This window comes from Romboutsia sp. 1001713B170207_170306_H8 (assembly GCF_015550495.1).
Classification (GTDB): Bacteria; Bacillota; Clostridia; order Peptostreptococcales; family Peptostreptococcaceae; genus Romboutsia_E.
The window spans coordinates 23,080-37,864 of sequence record NZ_JADNAX010000013.1 but is presented as its reverse complement, the minus strand read 5'-3'; the positions used below and the strand labels follow the sequence as shown (position 1 = coordinate 37,864).

The window sequence follows — 14,785 nt, the reverse complement described above, 5'->3', positions numbered from 1 at the left end:
AAGATGGTTTGCCATCAAATAAAATAAGGTCTTTATTTATAGACTCTAAAGGTTACCTATGGATAGGAACTAATAAAGGATTAGCGATATTAGATGTAAATAATGAAAAAATTATAGATGTTACATATATACTTGATAACATAGGAGTATCAGATAAATTTATAAGAGCTGTATATGAAGATTCAAAAGGAAATTATTATATTGGATGCTTTTTAGAAGGAGGATTAATTAAAATAAATCCAGACACTAAGGAGTATAAAATATATCAAAATAATGATAATGATAGTATAAGTAACAACTCTATAAGATATATAACTGAAGATTTAAATGGAAACATATTAGTTGGAACTAGTCATGGTATTAATATCCTAAATTTAAGCACAGATAAATTTAAGTATTATACAGAAAATGATGGTTTAATAAATAATACTGTATATGGAATATTAGTTGATAAAAATAATGATATATGGATGAGTACAAATGGTGGTATATCTAAATTTTTAATCAAAGAAGGAGTATTTAGCAATTTTACAGTTACAGATGGTATTCAGTCTAATGAATTTAATGGAAGGTCATGTTTTAAAAGTAAAGATGGATCTATATATTTTGGTGGTATAAATGGATTTAATGTTCTTAATATAGATGATATAGAGTTATCTACATTTGAGCCAAAAGTTATATTTGATAACTTTGAGATAAATGGTATAAATGAAAAATATATATCAAATATAAAGCTTAAATTTAATCAAAATAATATAAAAATAAGCTTTTTTACAAATGACTATAAAAATACAAAAACAACTAAATATTACTATAAGTTAGAAGGATTAGAAGATAATTGGAGTGTAACTAATAGCAATTCACTTGTATTTGCAAGTTTAGCACCAGGAGATTATACTTTAAAAGTAAAAACAATAACACATCATGGAGTAGAAAGTGAAGAAAGCTCTGTAATTTTTACTATTAATCCACCTATTTGGAAAAGTAAATATGCTATATTCATTTATTATATTTTAATAATTTTAGCAATATATGCATATGCAAATAAGGTTAAAAAGTTAGATAGATTAGTTAATAAAAGAACTTATGAGTTAAGAAAAGAAATGGATAAAAATGAACAATTGTTCAATCAAGTACTAGAATTAGAAAAAAATAAAAATAATTACTTTATTAATCTATCACATGAGCTGAGAACTCCTTTGAATGTATTAAGTAGTATAAATCAATTAATAAGATCATTTATTAAAAATGATAAATTTATAACTATTGAAAAACTTTCTTATTATATGGATATAATGGATAGAAACTGCAATAGATTATTGGGATTAATAAACAATTTAATTGATTATACAAAGATTGAAAATAATAACTATATAATACATAAACAAAGAGAAGATATAGTTTATTTGGTTGAAGAAACAGTTCTTGATATGAAAGATTATATAGAAGAAAAAGGACTTAAATTGATTTTTGATACTGATGTAGAAGAAAAGTCAATTAGATGTGATAAATTTGATATAGAAAGGTGTATTATAAATTTAGTTGGCAATGCTGTTAAATTTACACCGAAAGGAGGATTAATTGAAGTATTAATAGAGGACTTAGGTGATAAAGTAAAGATAGTTGTAAAAGATAATGGAATAGGTATTAGTGAAGAAAATCAAAATATAATTTTTGATAGATTTAATCAAGTGGTAGATAAAAATTCCGAACAAAAAGGTGGAAGTGGACTGGGACTTACTATAACTAAACAACTTATTGCACTTCATGGTGGATATATATATGTAAATAGTAAAGTTGGTTTAGGGAGTGAGTTTATAATAGTACTTCCTGTATACAGTGAGTAAATAATATAACAAATAATTATATATAACAATTGAAGAGCTAAATTATTGAGTAATAATTTAGAGAGTATAGTTAATAAAATAAAAGTAAAAATACCTAGTAGAAATAAAGATAATATATAAAAAAGAAATTATTGTATATGAATTTTTCTATTAGAAATGATATTTTTATAATAAGATATGTTATATTGATAAAATAAATAAATTAACATAGAAAACAATATGAAAAATATATTACTAGTAGACATATATTATTGTAAAATTGAAAAATAATTATTTTATATGTAACGAGAAAATGAAGGATGATACTATGAAAGGATATCGTAGGTTACAAGAATTAATATAAAAATTATAAAATTATTATATAGGGGTAAGGGAGATTATATATGGAAAGTAATTATAAAGTTGCATATAAAAATGAATGGTATAGATTAAAAAAACTAGATCCATTTGATATATCAAAAAGGCTAGATGTAAAGTATAACAAAGAAAGCAAGCAATTTATTGTAAATTTTTTAAATGAAGATTACATATTAGACATTGAAACTGAAACAATACATAGAGAAAAAGATAAACATGAGCCACTAATTGATGACTCTATAATTATATTAAACTATCTTACATACTCAACTGAAAATATAAACAAAACTAATAAATGGGTAAGCTTAAAAGAAATTCCAAATGGAGGGGCGTTATTTTATCCAGCTTTTTATAATACATCAATAAAAAAACTTATAAATATATTTGGGTATAACATTGATGAATTTGAAAAATGAGTAGTAAACTTAGGAGCAAAATATATTAAATTAGGTGATAAAGGATATGAATTTAAAATACTTCCTAAAATAAGTATCTGCATAGCAATATGGGAAGGTGACGATGAAATTTCACCTAATGCTACTATCTTATATGACTCATCAATATCATATTTAGTACATATAGAAACGGTAATTGGAATAGGGTATTCTATATCTAATAAACTAGTTAATTAAATAAATTATAATAAGTCATAGATATAATTACAAAGTCTTAATTATACCTATGTCTTTTAGTATTAGTATAGAGTAAAGCTAAAAAATTGGAATTTAATAAAAATTCAGAAAATTAAGAAAAATAATTAACCTTTTTAAAACATAAATATACAATTAATATATATATTAAATAGGGGGACGTACAATGAAAAGAAGGTTTAAAAAAATATTAGTAACATTATGTTCATTGACAATGGTATTTTCTTTAGTCGCTTGTAGCTCATCAAATGATTCATTTGATGGAAAAACAGTTACTTTAGCAAAAGAATTAGATATTATATCGATGGATTCAAGCTATGCTACAGACGGATCATCTTTTGAGGCAATTCAAGCTACAGTTGATGGATTGTTAACAGTAGATGCAGACGGAAATATTATTCCTGCATTAGCTAAGGATAAAGCAAAGATAAGTGAAGATGGATTAACTTATACTTACGAGTTAAAAGATGCTAAGTGGGATAATGGAACAACAGTAACTGCAAATGACTTTGTATATGCTTGGCAAAGAACAGCTTCAAGCGCTGATGCAGAGTACAATTATTTATATGGTGAAGATGGAGCATGTATTGCTAATGCAGATGCCGTAACTTCTGGAGAAAAAGAAGCAAGTGAACTAGGGGTAAAAGCTATAAATGATACTACTTTAGAAATAACACTTTCTAAGCCTTGTGCATACTTTGAAAGCTTAATGTCTTTTCCTGTATTCTATCCAATAAATGAGGCATTTGCAACAGAAAAAGGTGATCAATACGCATTAACACCAGAAAATATGCTTGCATGCGGTGCTTACAAAATGACTAGTTGGGAAACTGGTAGTAAGTACGTTTTAGAAAAGAATGAATCTTATTATGATGCAGATGCAGTTAAGGTTGATAAGTTAGTATTCAATATTGTAAAAGATTTATCAAGTTCTGCTTTAGCATTTGAAAGTGGAGACGTTAATTTTACTAAGTTAAATAAAGATTTAGTTGATAAATATAAAGGCTCAAGTACATACACAGAAGTGTTAGAAGGTTATTTATGGTACTTCCAGTACAACTATGCAAATGAGTATTTAGCAAATGCTAATATTAGAAAAGCTATTTCTTTAGCAATTGATAAAGAAGACTTAGTAAATAATGTATTAAAAGATGGTTCTATAGTTGCTAATGGTTTTGTTCCTACTGAACTTACAACAGGTCCAGATGGAAAAGATTATAGAGAAACAGCACCTACTTATATTGAAACAAATGTAGAAGAAGCTAAAAAAGCTTGGGAAGCTGGACTTAAAGAATTAGGAGTAGAGTCAATTACACTTTCTATGTTATTTGATAATGCAGATCCTGCAAAATCTGCAGCTGAATACCTTCAATCTAATTTACAATCAACACTTGAGGGGCTTATTATTGAAATGGTAGCTCAAGAAAAGAATAATCGTATAGAAATGCAAAAAGCACGTGATTTCGACATATCATTAACTCGTTGGGGTCCTGACTATGCTGACCCTACGACTTATCTTTATTTAATGACTACTGGTAACTCATATAACTATGGAGATTACTCTAGTGCAGAATATGATGAGAAGATTAAAGAAGCTAGCAATGAACAAAATATGGAAACTAGATGGCAGTTATTAAAAGATGCTGAAGGTATCTGTATGCAAGACTATCCAGTGGCTCCTATATTCCAAGTTGGAGGAGCTAGCTTAATAAGCGAAAATGTAAAAGGTATTGAAACTCATGCTGTGGGTGTACCATATATCTATAAAAATGTTGAGATAGTTGAGTAATAGAAATTAAGTATTATATACAGACACATTGTGGTGTTTTTCCATAATGTGTTTGTTTATTAGGAATAGAAAGTAGGGGAATTTATGGATAAATCGACGCTTAAATATATTGGCAAAAGATTAGTTATGTCAGCTATTACACTTATGATAATAGTATTTGTACTATTTGTTATGCTAAAATTTATGCCAGGTACACCTTTTAATGATGAAAAGTTAACAGAAACACAAAAAGCTTTAATTTATGTTAAATATGGATTTGACAAACCTATATGGGAGCAATTTGTAGTGTATTTTAAAAATATGTTAAGTGGTGATTTTGGAATTTCTTATGGTATTTCAAGAAATCTTCCAGTATCAAGTCTTGTTTTACCTCGTATATCAATTAGTTTTGGTATAGGATTAGCAGCTGTAATATTAGGTACGATTTTAGGAATTTTATTAGGGATATTTGCAGCTCTTAATCGTAATACAGTTTTGGATTCGTTATCTACAGTAGTTGCAGTTTTTGGTGTTAGCATTCCATCTTTTGTATTTTGTTTAATTTTACTTATTATATTTGGAGTAAAAATGCCTGCACTACCAATACTTTATAATTCTTCACATCCAATAAAATCTGCAATTATACCAGTAATAGCGCTTTCTGTTTCTGTAATTGCTAATGTAGCTAGATTTACAAGAAGTGAGATGATTGAAGTTATGGAAAGTGATTATATACTTTTAGCAGAGTCTAAGGGATTAGACAGAAGAACATTAATAAAAAAACATGCTCTTAGAAATACTCTTGTTCCTATAATTACTGTTCTTGCGCCAATTTTAGTAGCCCTTATGACAGGAAGTATGGTAATTGAACAAATATGTGGTATTCCAGGTCTTGGAAGTTTGTTAGTTCAAGCTATAACTGTAAATGACTATAATGTTACAATGGCAGTAGCTTTTATATACAGTGTTATGTATGTGGTAATTATGTTATTAGTTGATATTTTATACGGAATAATAGATCCAAGAATTAGACTAGGAAAGGGGAGTAGCAATGAGTAGTGAAAAATATGAATTTAAAAATGATGATTTTGAGTTAGTTAGAGATAAACATGATATTAATAAAGATGAAGTCATTCCTGATACTCCTTTTTTTAAAGATGTTTTAAATCGTTTTACGGATAATAAAGGAGCTATGATTGGTGGTATATGTATTTTAGTTATTGTTGCTCTTGCTATTATATGTCCTATGATTAGTAAATATAAATTTGATAAAGTTTCAACTAGTGAGCAATCAATGGCACCTAGAATTCCTATTATAGAGAAAATTGGTATATTTGATGGTGAGGTAAATAATGTAAATAAATATGATAACCCTGATTTTAAAGATACATATCATTATTTTGGTACGGATACACTAGGACGTGATTTATGGACTCGTGTATGGTCAGGTTGCAGAATTTCTTTATATGTTGCAATAGCAGCTGTGTTTATTGATATTTTTATTGGAATGTTATATGGGCTTATTAGTGGATATTTTGGAGGTGTTGTAGATAATGTAATGCAACGTTTCCAAGAAATTATAAATAGTATACCAAGTTTAGTAATTTTAGTATTATTAATGCTAATATTTAAGCCTTCTTTATATACAATAATTTTAGCTTTAATGCTAACTGGATGGATTGGCATGGCCCGTATTACAAGAGCTCAAGTTTTAAAAATAAAAGAACAAGAATTTATTTTAGCATCTAGAACTCTTGGAGCAGGTGACTTTTTCATAATATTTAAAGAAGTTCTTCCAAATATTTTTGGTCAATTGATAATTATGTCAATGTTTTCTATACCAAATGCAATATTTTATGAAGCATTCTTAGCTTTTATAGGTCTTGGAATACCAGCTCCTACTGCATCACTTGGGACACTTATTAATGAAGGATATAAATCTATTTTAGTATCTCAATATATGGTTATTATTCCAGTTATAATTCTTGCTTTATTGATGCTAAGTTTTAACCTTATGGCTGATGGACTTAGAGATGCGTTTGATCCAAAAATGAAAGAAATGTAGGTGTTATTATGGGAAAACAAAGAGTATTAAAAATTAGAGATATTTCAATATCTTTTAAAACAGGAAGAGGAATGATAGATGCTATTCGAGGTATTAAATTGGATTTATTCAAAGGTGAAACTATAGCCATTGTCGGAGAATCAGGTTCTGGTAAATCAGTAACAACAAAGGCAATTATGGGAAATATAAGCTCAAATGGAGTGATTAAAAGTGGATTGATTGAGTTTACATATGATAAAGAAAATGATGGTAACTTAGTTGTAGAAGATATAGTCAAATTAAGTAAAAAAGAGATGGGGAAAAATATTTGTGGTAGACGTATTGCAATGGTATTCCAAGATCCTATGACAAGCTTAGATCCTACTATGACAATAGGAAAACAAGTTATGGAAGCTATGATATATCATCATTTATCAAAAGAAGAAGCTTTTAATAAAGCAGTAAATCTTTTAGAGGAAGTTGGAATTGTAGATGCTAAAAAACGTATGAAAAATTATCCACATCAATTAAGTGGTGGTATGCGCCAAAGAATAGTCATAGCTATTGCACTTAGCTGTGAGCCTGAGGTATTGATTTGTGATGAACCAACAACAGCCTTAGATGTTACAATACAAGCTAAAATACTTGAACTTATTAAAAAAATTCAAGTGGAAAGAAATTTATCTGTAATATATATTACTCATGATTTAGGAGCTGTAGCTAAGGTAGCCGATTATGTTGCTGTTATGTATGCAGGAAAAATTATTGAAAAAGGAAGTATAGAAGAAGTATTTTATGATCCAAGACATCCATATACTTGGGGGCTACTTAGCGCTATGCCTGATTTAGAAACGGAAGATGATGAGTTATACACTATTCCAGGAACACCTCCTAATCTTATACAAAAAATAGATGGTGAAGCCTTTGCTCCTAGAAACTTTTATGCATTAAATATTGATTATCGAAAAGAAGCCCCAATATTTAATGTAGGAGGAACTCATCGTGTAGCTAGCTGGTTATGTCATGAAAATGCACCAAATATAGAAATGCCAGAATCTTTAAAAAAACGCCTACTTAAAATGAGAAAGGAGGCTGGTCTAAGTGAGTAATGTGGAACCACTATTAATAGTTGAAAATTTAAAGCAACACTTTAAAGTTAATCGTAAATTTACGGTAAAAGCAGTAGATGGTATTTCTTTTGAGATATATCCAGGAGAAACCTATGGACTTGTTGGAGAATCTGGCTCTGGAAAATCTACAACAGGACGTAGCATAATTAGATTATATAAGCCAACATCAGGAAATATAATATTTAATGGAAAAAATATATCAGGAAAAATGAGTAATGAGGAAATAAAAATACTTAGAACTAAGATGCAAATGATATTCCAAGATCCTATGGCATGTTTAAATCCAAGGAAAAAAGTATTAGATATTATTGGAGAAGGACTAGATATTCATAAAATGTGTGCATCAAAACAAGAACGAGATGAAAAAGTATATAATATATTAGAAAAAGTAGGATTAAGCAAAGAACATGCATATAGATATCCTCATCAGTTTTCTGGAGGGCAAAGACAACGTATAGGAATTGCTAGAGCTTTGATTATGGACCCTGATTTAATCATTGCAGATGAAGCAATATCTGCCCTAGATGTGTCAATACAAGCTCAAGTTGTAAATCTTATGAAGAAAATTCAAAAAGAAACTAACACGGCATATTTATTTATAGCACATGATTTGAGTATGGTTAAGTATATATCTGATCGTATTGGAGTTCTTCATTTGGGTTATATTGTAGAGACTGGTACTACAGAGGAGATATTCTCAAATCCTATTCATCCATATACAAAATCACTATTAAGTGCTATTCCTTCTCCAAATCCTATTGTTGAAAAACAACGTGTTACATTTAGTTACGATGCAAAGGAAGAAGGTGTTGATTATTCTAAAGGTGTAGAGCATTTAATTGAAGGTACACATAGTGTTTTAGCAACAAAAGAGGAGTTAAAAAAATGGGTGAGTGTGGCTAAGTCAAAATAAAAAAACTCTTAGTTTAAACTAAGAGTTTTTTTATTGGCGGGAATAACAGGACTCGAACCTGTGCCCCATTGATTAACAGTCAATTGCTCTACCAACTGAGCCATATTCCCAAATATTTTATATAAAATAGAAATTTTTTAACTGTCCCTTACAGTTATTATTATAACTAGTTTATTTAATTTTATTAATATTTTATATTACAAACTAATGAGTAGCAATATAAGATGATCTTTTTTACTATTAAAAATATACTTTATTTTATAAACTATCTTATTTTACTAATTTTACTAACTCCTTATAAATTGCATTAGTTTTATTTGAATTATTTTCATTAAAAATAATTACCAAATCTTTAGTAGTAACTCTTATAAAAGGGCTTACTTTATTATGGATACATACTTTGGATTTAAAATTATCTCCATTAACTTTATAAAATCCATTATTGGTATTAGGAGTATTACTACCTGAACCTCCTGAAAGTATTACTTTATCAAGCAACTCTACATTGGTTATATCCTCTATATTGTAAATAGAGTTCATGATTTTAATTGAATTATTATACATTACTATTGATGTTAACTTTGAATCCATTTGTTTAAATAGAAAATTTACTGATAATTCAATCTCTAAAAATATTATAAAAATAAATATTAAACTATATTTTTTCACTTTATTTATATAAACTCCCCTTTATTCTATATATGATAATAGTAAATACTATTTTAGCGGAATCCTCTCAAATTGACAAGAAAGTTCTATTTCTATAAAATAGTAAAAGAGAGAGCAAAATATAAAATGATAATGACTAATAATGAAGGGGGATTATTATGAGAAAAAATGAAGGGGGATTATTATGAGAAAAGCGGTATTTTTAGATATAGATGGAACTTTAATAGATTGTTTTGCAGGTATTAGAGATATTACACCAAAGGTAAAAGAAGTAATACGTAATTTACAATCAAGAGGAGATTATGTATTTATTGCAACAGGAAGGCCGTATGCTTTTTTAAGCAAAGAAATAAGAGATTTTGGTTTTGATGGATTTGTTTTAGCTAATGGTGCTCATGTAATGATAGATGGAAAAACGATTCATAGTAAGCCTATGAATAATGAATTTATCAAAGAATTAGTATCTAAATTAGATCAAGATAATATTCAATATGTATTAGAAGGTGAAAAATACTCATATGTAAAAAATGAACATAAAGAATTACATGATTTTTATGATAAAGTGGGTATGTCTAAAAAGTATTTTAAGAGAGAATACAACCTAGAAGAGCTTGATATTCATAAAGTTGAGATGCTATGCCTTAGCAAGGATACTATGAATAAATGTGTAAAGTTTATAAATAATTTTCCAGAGTATGGATATTTTAGTAGTATAAATCAGATACATCTTGAATTGTACTTTAAAGAAAGTACAAAGGCAGCAGGTATATTAAAAGCATTAGAATATATTAATGTACCTATAGAAAATACTTATGCATTTGGAGATGGAGAAAATGATATCGAGATGCTATCAACAGTTGGGTGTGGTATAGCAATGGGGAATGCTAATAATGACGTTAAAAAGTATGCAAAAGAAATTACAGACACAGTTTATAATGATGGTGTAGCTTTAGGGATTGAAAAATATATACTACAAAAAGAAAATGCTTTATAAATAAATGAAAAAGTGAGATTCATGAAAATTTAGTACTTTTTATGCAGATCACTTTATTAATTAGAAAAACATTGAATAAGTTTAAGCAATATGATATATTATTTAATAATTGAGAAATATTATCAAAGTCAAAGGGATTTTACAAATTATACAGTTAAAAATCTCATTGGCTTTTTATTTTTATTGGGAGGATTTTAGATGACAAGTAATCAAATGACTGAAGGTAATATAGCAAAGCAGATTACTTTATTTGCTATTCCTATACTAATATCTAATCTTTTTCAACAGCTATATAATACAGTAGATGTTGCAATAGTAGGTAGATATGTAGGTGCAAATGCATTAGCGGCAGTAGGGTCATGTAATTTAATAGTAGTATTTATGATTTACTTTTTTATAGGTATATCGAATGGAGCAAGTGTTATTATTTCTCAATCTTTTGGGAAAAATGATAAAGATAAAATACATAAATCAGTTCATACTATAATAGCGCTTAGTTTAATATCTGGCTTTTTACTTATGGTTTTAGGCTTAACGTTTGGTGGTATGTTTTTAAGATGGATAAATACACCAGATAATGTATTGACATTTGCAATTACATATATAAAGATATATTTTATAAGCATGATACCTATGATGATATTTAATATGGGGAGTGGTATATTAAGGGCTGTAGGAGATTCCAAGACACCTCTATACTACCTTGCAATATCAGGAATTACAAATATAATTTTAGATATAGTATTTGCAGTTGTATTTAAACTTGGTGTAGCAGGAGTAGCAATGGCAACAACTATTGCACAATTTGTTTCTTCTATATTAATTTTAATTAAGCTTATAAAAACTAGTGAAGTGTATAAATTATTTATTAATAAAATAAAAATAGATTTTAAGATTCTTAAAGAAATTTTATTAATAGGTATACCTACTGGTATACAGTCAGTTTTAGTTTGCTTTGCAAATATAATAGTTCAATCAAAGGTAAATATATTTGGGTTAAATGTAATGGCAGGATATACAATATATTATAAGATTGAAGGATTTATATATATGCCAATTTCAGCTATTGCTTTAGCTGTATCAAATTTTGTAGGTCAAAATGTAGGTGCAAGTGAATTTGATAGAGTAAAATTAGGAAAAAATATAAGTATGATAATATGCGTTTCTTTGACTATTATCATAGGAAGTATAATATTATTTAATGCAAGTGATATTATAAGAATCTTCTCTAAAGACTTAGATGTAATTAATGAAGGTAGTAAGTTTATATATTGGATAGTACCTATTTATAGTATATATGCTATAAATGAAGTTTTAATGGGCGTAATGAGAGGTGCTGGAGAAACATTTATTCCTATGATAATTGGAACTATATGTATGTGTGGACTTAGAATATTATGGCTAAGTGTTATGATATCTCATTATAAAGATATAAATATTGTTTACTTAAGCTATCCTATTACATGGATAGTTACAAATATATTTACAATTATTTACTACTCTAAAGGTAACTGGTTAAGTAAAAATTTTAGATATGAATAATATAGTTTTCAATTGAATATGTATATAAAAGTAAAAATACTCATACATAATTATATATAATTATGTATGGGTATTTTATATCAATTATAAAGTTATATAACCATCCAGTATTTATTTTTTAAGTGAATCTGTTTTAGTTTCATGCATAGTGTTATTCGCGAATTCAGGTGGTGCATATGTTATATAAAGTTTAAGTGGAACATTTCCTAAGTTTAAGATAGTGACCCACTTACAAGAAGGTATTATAACAGATGAATTTTTATTAATGTATGTTTGATAATCGAGTTCATTCTGACTAGTACCGATTTTTATAAGTCCTGTACCAGATGATGTATGTATAAATTGATCACTTGTTTTTGTTAGGTAAGGATCTACTGAGTATGATACTGGAATGCTCATTAATACAATTTGTAAGTTATTTCCTGTCCAGATTACTGTTCTAAATCTATTATTCTTTTCAGCAGCATTTTCAAGATTTACTACAAGTGGTTCGGGTCCATAATCACTTAGCTTGATACTATTCTTTTCAGTATTAGGCTGATCGATTTCTCTCTCATTCCATAGATTATTTTGATACATATAAAACATTTGTGGATTTGACCATGCAAAATATGGATATCTGTTATATATTTGTGAATTACTGTAATAATTATATAATCTTATAAGATTATAATACATACTTAGTTACTCCTTTTAAATACTTTCAAAATTTTTAGACTCTAAAATATTGTATGATAAAGATTATTATAAATATGTAAATATACTGAGTATATTTAGAGATATTAGGTATTGGATAAAAAAGAGTATAAGTAAAATCTAGATTAATATGAAATTTACTTGACTTAGAGCTAACTCTAAGTACTAAGATTAATATTGTAAGATATAAATAAATTCATACAAAGGGGGATTAAAGTATGGCAAAAAAATTGGGATTAGGATTTATGCGTTTACCGCTTATAGATGAAAATAATCAATCAAATGTAGATATAGAACAAGTAAATAAGATGGTAGATACTTTTATAGCAAGAGGATTTACTTATTTTGATACGGCATATATGTACCATAACTTCGAAAGTGAAAATATACTAAGAGAAACATTAGTAAAGCGACATAAAAGAGAAAGTTTTACTGTTGCAACAAAAATGCCTACTATGTTTTTGAAGAATCAAGAAGATTTAGAAAGAATATTTAATGAGCAATTAGAAAAAACAGGTTTAGATTATTTTGATTACTATTTACTTCATAATTTAGGGGTTACAAATTATGAAACAGCAAAAAGATTTAATGCTTTTGAATTTATAAAAAATAAAAAGGAAGAAGGAAAAATAAAACATATAGGATTTTCATTCCATGATAGTGCTGATTTATTAGATAAGATATTGAGTGAGCATCCAGAAGTAGAATTTGTTCAATTACAGATTAATTACTTAGATTGGGATAATGAAAGTATTCAGTCTAGAAAATGTTACGAAGTAGCGACAAAACATAATAAGCCAGTTATAGTTATGGAGCCAGTAAAAGGTGGATCACTTGCTAAAGTACCTAAATACGTAGAAGATTTATTTAAAAATTATAATGAAAATATGTCAGTACCCTCTTGGGCAATTAGATTTGCTGCAAGTCATGAAAATGTAATAATGGTTCTCAGTGGAATGTCTTCTATGGATCAATTATTAGACAATACAGCATATATGAAAAACTTTAAAGCTCTTAATAATGAAGAGTTCGATATAATTAATAAAGCAGTTGATATGATTAATAATTCAATAGTAGTTCCTTGTACTGCATGTCAATATTGTGTAGAAGGTTGTCCCAAAAATATACCAATACCACAGTATTTTGCGCTTTATAATACTGAAAAACAAGAATTTAATAGAGGGTTTTCCACACAAGGAGTATACTATAAAAATCTTACAAAGAGATATGGAAAAGCATCAGAGTGCGTAGAATGTAATAAGTGTGAAAGAAGCTGTCCTCAACATATAAAAATCACAGAATTTTTAAAAGATGTAGCTAAAACATTTGAAAGTGAAGAATAAATATAAAATTGATAGAAGTATATTTATTTAAAGTAGGATATTATGGTAAAATTATGTGAAGAACATAACCTATCATATCAATACATCAATCAGTTAATAAAAAAGGAGTGCAGTTTATGACAATAACAGAAGTAAGTAAAAAGTATAGAATTTCAGCAGACACAATTCGTTACTATGAAAGGATTGGTTTAATACCTCCTGTAAATAGAAAATCTAGTGGAGTTAGAGATTTCACTCAAGAAGATTGTAACTGGGTTGAATTTGTAAAGTGTATGAGAAGTGCGGGATTATCTATAGAAATATTAATTGAATATGTTACTTTATTTAAACAAGGAAACAATACTATTAAAGCTAGAAAAGAACTACTTATAGATCAAAGAAATCAGTTAGCTGATAAAATTAAAGAAATGCAATTAATTTTAGATCGTTTAGATAATAAAATTGATAGATATGAAGATAGAGTTTTACTACATGAAGAAAAGTTAAGAAAGAATGATAATTAGTAAGTTTCATATAAATTCATAATAGTATAAAAGCCATTCAATTACGTTAAGGTAAGATGTAATTGAGTGGTTTTTTAGTAGTTGTGGAGTAGAGTCTAAAGAAGAAACAAAATTTTGCCCTAATTGTGGAAAAGAAGCAACACGGTTAACAGATAGACCACAATTATTAGATGAAACTCAAATTAAGCAAGCTAAAGCTAAAAAAGAGAATTTCGCATATAAATATGAGTATATAAAAAATGAATGATTTAGATGATGATATAAGTAAATCATATTATCTATATGAAGAAAACTATTTGACTACTCTAAGGATCATTCTGGGGTAAGTT

General features: G+C 27.5%; 12 protein-coding genes, 1 tRNA gene and 1 pseudogene. 11 read left to right on the top strand and 3 right to left on the bottom strand.

The features are described 5' to 3' along the window. Window positions 1-8: 8 nt before the first annotated feature. The 7 genes and pseudogenes from I2A66_RS15235 (at window position 9) to I2A66_RS15200 (ending at window position 8,709) form a co-directional block, all read left to right on the top strand. Window positions 9-1,847 (top strand): sensor histidine kinase, encoded by a 1,839-nt coding sequence (locus tag I2A66_RS15235; protein ID WP_195251931.1) that lies wholly within the window; start codon window positions 9-11, stop codon window positions 1,845-1,847. A 383-nt stretch (window positions 1,848-2,230) separates the two neighbouring features. After that, window positions 2,231-2,836 (top strand): annotated as a pseudogene (locus I2A66_RS17325) (DUF3786 domain-containing protein). 184 nt (window positions 2,837-3,020) lie between these two features. Beyond that, on the top strand, window positions 3,021-4,643 hold the full coding sequence (locus tag I2A66_RS15220; RefSeq protein ID WP_147516096.1) for a peptide ABC transporter substrate-binding protein: 1,623 nt from the start codon (window positions 3,021-3,023) through the stop codon (window positions 4,641-4,643). An 84-nt stretch (window positions 4,644-4,727) separates the two neighbouring features. Beyond that, window positions 4,728-5,681 (top strand): ABC transporter permease, encoded by a 954-nt coding sequence (locus tag I2A66_RS15215; RefSeq protein WP_147516095.1) that lies wholly within the window; start codon window positions 4,728-4,730, stop codon window positions 5,679-5,681. Next, complete coding sequence (locus tag I2A66_RS15210) at window positions 5,674-6,687, top strand: ABC transporter permease (RefSeq protein ID WP_122639738.1); 1,014 nt, start codon at window positions 5,674-5,676, stop codon at window positions 6,685-6,687. Before I2A66_RS15215 ends, I2A66_RS15210 begins: the two co-directional genes overlap by 8 nt. Window positions 6,688-6,695: 8 nt before the next feature. Next, window positions 6,696-7,775: an ABC transporter ATP-binding protein gene (locus tag I2A66_RS15205; protein WP_207734792.1), complete on the top strand. Its 1,080-nt coding sequence runs from the start codon at window positions 6,696-6,698 to the stop codon at window positions 7,773-7,775. Beyond that, on the top strand, window positions 7,768-8,709 hold the full coding sequence (locus I2A66_RS15200) for an ABC transporter ATP-binding protein (protein ID WP_122639734.1): 942 nt from the start codon (window positions 7,768-7,770) through the stop codon (window positions 8,707-8,709). The genes I2A66_RS15205 and I2A66_RS15200 overlap by 8 nt, the downstream gene beginning before the upstream one ends. A gap of 34 nt (window positions 8,710-8,743) precedes the next feature. On the opposite strand, the gene I2A66_RS15195 is transcribed toward I2A66_RS15200, so the two are convergent. Both I2A66_RS15195 and I2A66_RS15190 read right to left on the bottom strand, forming a co-directional pair. Next, a tRNA-Asn gene (locus I2A66_RS15195) sits at window positions 8,744-8,819 on the bottom strand. A gap of 160 nt (window positions 8,820-8,979) precedes the next feature. Next, entirely contained in the window at window positions 8,980-9,300 is a 321-nt protein-coding gene (locus tag I2A66_RS15190) for a hypothetical protein (protein WP_195251929.1), read from the bottom strand. Window positions 9,301-9,562: 262 nt separating this feature from the next. Between I2A66_RS15190 and I2A66_RS15185 the strand changes: the two genes are divergently transcribed. Next, the gene (locus I2A66_RS15185) at window positions 9,563-10,372 is read left to right on the top strand and encodes an HAD family hydrolase (protein WP_122639730.1); all 810 of its coding nucleotides are present in this window, start codon (window positions 9,563-9,565) and stop codon (window positions 10,370-10,372) included. Between the two features lie 198 nt (window positions 10,373-10,570). Beyond that, complete coding sequence (locus I2A66_RS15180; protein ID WP_147516092.1) at window positions 10,571-11,914, top strand: MATE family efflux transporter; 1,344 nt, start codon at window positions 10,571-10,573, stop codon at window positions 11,912-11,914. Window positions 11,915-12,025: 111 nt separating this feature from the next. Here I2A66_RS15180 and I2A66_RS15175 read toward each other — a convergent pair whose 3' ends face one another. Beyond that, on the bottom strand, window positions 12,026-12,592 hold the full coding sequence (locus I2A66_RS15175; RefSeq protein ID WP_122639727.1) for a cupin domain-containing protein: 567 nt from the start codon (window positions 12,590-12,592) through the stop codon (window positions 12,026-12,028). Between the two features lie 236 nt (window positions 12,593-12,828). On the opposite strand from I2A66_RS15175, the gene I2A66_RS15170 reads away from it, so the two are divergent. Together I2A66_RS15170 and I2A66_RS15165 are read left to right on the top strand one after the other, a co-directional pair. Beyond that, window positions 12,829-13,953, top strand: coding sequence for an aldo/keto reductase (locus tag I2A66_RS15170; protein ID WP_195251928.1), 1,125 nt, complete (start codon window positions 12,829-12,831; stop codon window positions 13,951-13,953). Between the two features lie 116 nt (window positions 13,954-14,069). Then, window positions 14,070-14,456, top strand: a complete 387-nt coding sequence (locus tag I2A66_RS15165; RefSeq protein ID WP_122639723.1) for a MerR family transcriptional regulator — start codon at window positions 14,070-14,072, stop codon at window positions 14,454-14,456. Window positions 14,457-14,785: the final 329 nt, after the last annotated feature.

Coding starts and splice junctions, on each gene's coding strand:
- I2A66_RS15185 (WP_122639730.1), top strand. CDS start 9,563: ATGAGAAAAGCGGTATTTTTAGATATAGATGGAACTTTAATAGATTGT.
- I2A66_RS15190 (WP_195251929.1), bottom strand. CDS start 9,300: ATGGATTCAAAGTTAACATCAATAGTAATGTATAATAATTCAATTAAA.
- I2A66_RS15205 (WP_207734792.1), top strand. CDS start 6,696: ATGGGAAAACAAAGAGTATTAAAAATTAGAGATATTTCAATATCTTTT.
- I2A66_RS15170 (WP_195251928.1), top strand. CDS start 12,829: ATGGCAAAAAAATTGGGATTAGGATTTATGCGTTTACCGCTTATAGAT.
- I2A66_RS15175 (WP_122639727.1), bottom strand. CDS start 12,592: ATGTATTATAATCTTATAAGATTATATAATTATTACAGTAATTCACAA.
- I2A66_RS15165 (WP_122639723.1), top strand. CDS start 14,070: ATGACAATAACAGAAGTAAGTAAAAAGTATAGAATTTCAGCAGACACA.
- I2A66_RS15215 (WP_147516095.1), top strand. CDS start 4,728: ATGGATAAATCGACGCTTAAATATATTGGCAAAAGATTAGTTATGTCA.
- I2A66_RS15180 (WP_147516092.1), top strand. CDS start 10,571: ATGACAAGTAATCAAATGACTGAAGGTAATATAGCAAAGCAGATTACT.
- I2A66_RS15210 (WP_122639738.1), top strand. CDS start 5,674: ATGAGTAGTGAAAAATATGAATTTAAAAATGATGATTTTGAGTTAGTT.
- I2A66_RS15220 (WP_147516096.1), top strand. CDS start 3,021: ATGAAAAGAAGGTTTAAAAAAATATTAGTAACATTATGTTCATTGACA.